Origin of the sequence: Saccharomonospora iraqiensis subsp. iraqiensis (assembly GCF_000430445.1) — a bacterium.
In the GTDB taxonomy this organism is placed as follows: domain Bacteria; phylum Actinomycetota; class Actinomycetes; order Mycobacteriales; family Pseudonocardiaceae; genus Saccharomonospora; species Saccharomonospora iraqiensis.
Genome location: NZ_KE387082.1, coordinates 4,579 through 6,830, shown reverse-complemented (window position 1 = coordinate 6,830; position 2,252 = coordinate 4,579). Strand labels below are relative to the sequence as shown.

General features: G+C 73.1%; 2 protein-coding genes. One reads left to right on the top strand and one right to left on the bottom strand.

The window, feature by feature from the left end:
• A partial coding sequence (locus ACTIR_RS0109530) for a ribonuclease J (protein WP_026454092.1) occupies positions 1-1,668 on the top strand: 1,668 nt, incomplete at its 5' end.
• Between the two features lie 54 nt (positions 1,669-1,722).
• Here ACTIR_RS0109530 and ACTIR_RS22530 read toward each other — a convergent pair.
• On the bottom strand, positions 1,723-2,252 hold a 530-nt coding region (locus tag ACTIR_RS22530), incomplete at its 5' end, for a lysophospholipid acyltransferase family protein (RefSeq protein ID WP_034239264.1).

Below are 2,252 nucleotides of genomic sequence, written 5' to 3'. Positions count from 1 at the left end.
ACCCACCGGCCGCCACCCCTGCCCGAGGGCGGCCTGCGGGTGGTCGCGCTCGGCGGGATCGGCGAGGTCGGCCGGAACATGACCGTCTTCGAGTACGGCGGCAGGCTGCTCATCGTCGACTGCGGGGTGTTCTTCCCGGAGGACGCCCAACCCGGCGTCGACCTGATCCTGCCCGACTTCCGCGCGATCGAGGACCGGCTCGACGACATCGACGCGCTGGTGCTCACCCACGGGCACGAGGACCACATCGGGGCGGTGCCGTTCCTGCTGCGGATGCGGCCGGACCTGCCGATCCACGGTTCGCGGTTCACGCTCGCGCTGGTGTCGGCCAAGTGCAAGGAGCACCGGCAGAAGCCGGTGCTGCACGAGGTCGCCGAGGGACAGACCCGCACCGTGGGTCCGTTCGAGCTGGAGTTCTTCGCCGTCAACCACTCCATCCCGGACGCGCTGGCACTGTCCCTGCGCACCCCGGCGGGCACGGTGCTGCACACCGGCGACATCAAGCTGGACCAGCTCCCGCTGGACGGCAGGCTGACCGACCTGGCCGGGTTCTCCCGGGTGGGTGAGTCCGGGGTCGACCTGTTGTGCATCGACTCCACCAACGCCGAGGTGCCCGGGTTCGTCACCCCGGAGAGCGACATCGGCCCCGTGCTCGACGACGTGATCGCCCGGGTGCGCCAGCGGGTCATCGTGGCCTGCTTCGCCAGCCACGTGCACCGGGTCCAGCAGGTCCTCGACGCGGCGCAGCGGCACGGGCGCCGGGTGGCGCTGGTGGGCCGGTCGATGGTGCGCAACATGACGATCGCGGCCGACCTGGGGCTGCTGAACATCCCGCAGGGACTGCTGATCGATCTCGACGAGGCGGTCACCCTGCCGGAGACGAAGGTCCTGTTCGTCTCCACCGGGTCGCAGGGGGAGCCGCTGTCGGCGCTGTCCCGGATGGCGCGCGGTGAGCACAAGCAGATCGCGATCCGGGAGAACGACACGGTCGTGCTGGCCAGCTCGCTGATCCCGGGCAACGAGACCGCCGTCTTCGGGGTGATCAACGGGCTGGTGCGGCTCGGTGCCGAGGTGATCCACCAGGGCAACGCCCAGGTGCACGTCTCCGGGCACGCACCCGCGGGCGAGCTGCTGTTCCTCTACAACGCGGTCCGGCCGCGCAACGTGATGCCGGTGCACGGCGAGTGGCGGCACCTGCGGGCCAACGCGGCGCTCGCGGTGCGCACCGGCGTGCCGGAGGAGAACGTGGTGATCGCCGAGGACGGCGTGGTGGTCGACCTGGTCGACGGGCAGGCGTCGGTCAGCGGCCGCGTCGAGGTCGGCATGGTCTACGTCGACGGCCTGTCGGTCGGGGACGTGGGCGAGTCGACCCTGTCCGACCGGCTGGTCCTCGGTGAGGGTGGGTTCATCGCGATCACGGTCGCGGTCGACTCGACCACCGGGCGGGCGATGGGCAGGCCGACCCTGTCCGGCCGGGGGTTCTCCGACGACCCGAAGGCGCTCGACGAGGTGGCCGGGCTGGTGGAGATGGAGCTGTCCCGCACCGAGTCGGAGGGCATCGTCGACGCCCACCAGATCGCCCAGGCGGTGCGCCGGGTGGTGGGGCGGTGGGTCGGCGAGACCTACCGGCGCAGGCCGATGATCGTCCCGACGGTCATCCCGGTCTGACGACCGTCCCCTCCCGGCCCTCCCGGCACGGTCGGCACCGTCGGCCGGTGCGGCTCACGGGCGCCACGGGCTGTGGCCGTCCGTGGGCCGGGTGGGGTCGTGGAACCGGGGTCGGTCCGGTTCGTCCCGCCGGAGCGGCACCAGCCCGGCGGTGATCGCCCGCATGATCGCCGCGTGCGCCTTCACCGCGTCGCCGGGGCGGCCCGCCCCGTAGGGGGACAGGTCCACCGGTTCGCCGAAGTGCACCCGGAACGTCGGTCTGCGCAGCGGCGAGGTGAGGCCGGAACGGGCCAGCGGCACGAGGTCGGCCGCGCCGCGCACCGTCTCGGTTCCCCAGTACACGGCCTCGTGGGCACCCCACTGGCTGATCGGGACCACGGGCACCCCGGCGGTCAGTGCCAGCCGGGCGGCCCCGGTCTTGCCCCGCTCGGGCCACAGCCCGGGGTCGTGGCTGATGCGGCCCTCCGGATAGACGACGATCGGCGACCGTGCGGTGCGCAGCGCCTCGGCGGCCTCGGCGAACTGGGTCACCGCCGAGGCGGACCCCCGGTCGACCCGCAGGTGCCCGCTCGCGCGCAGCGCGG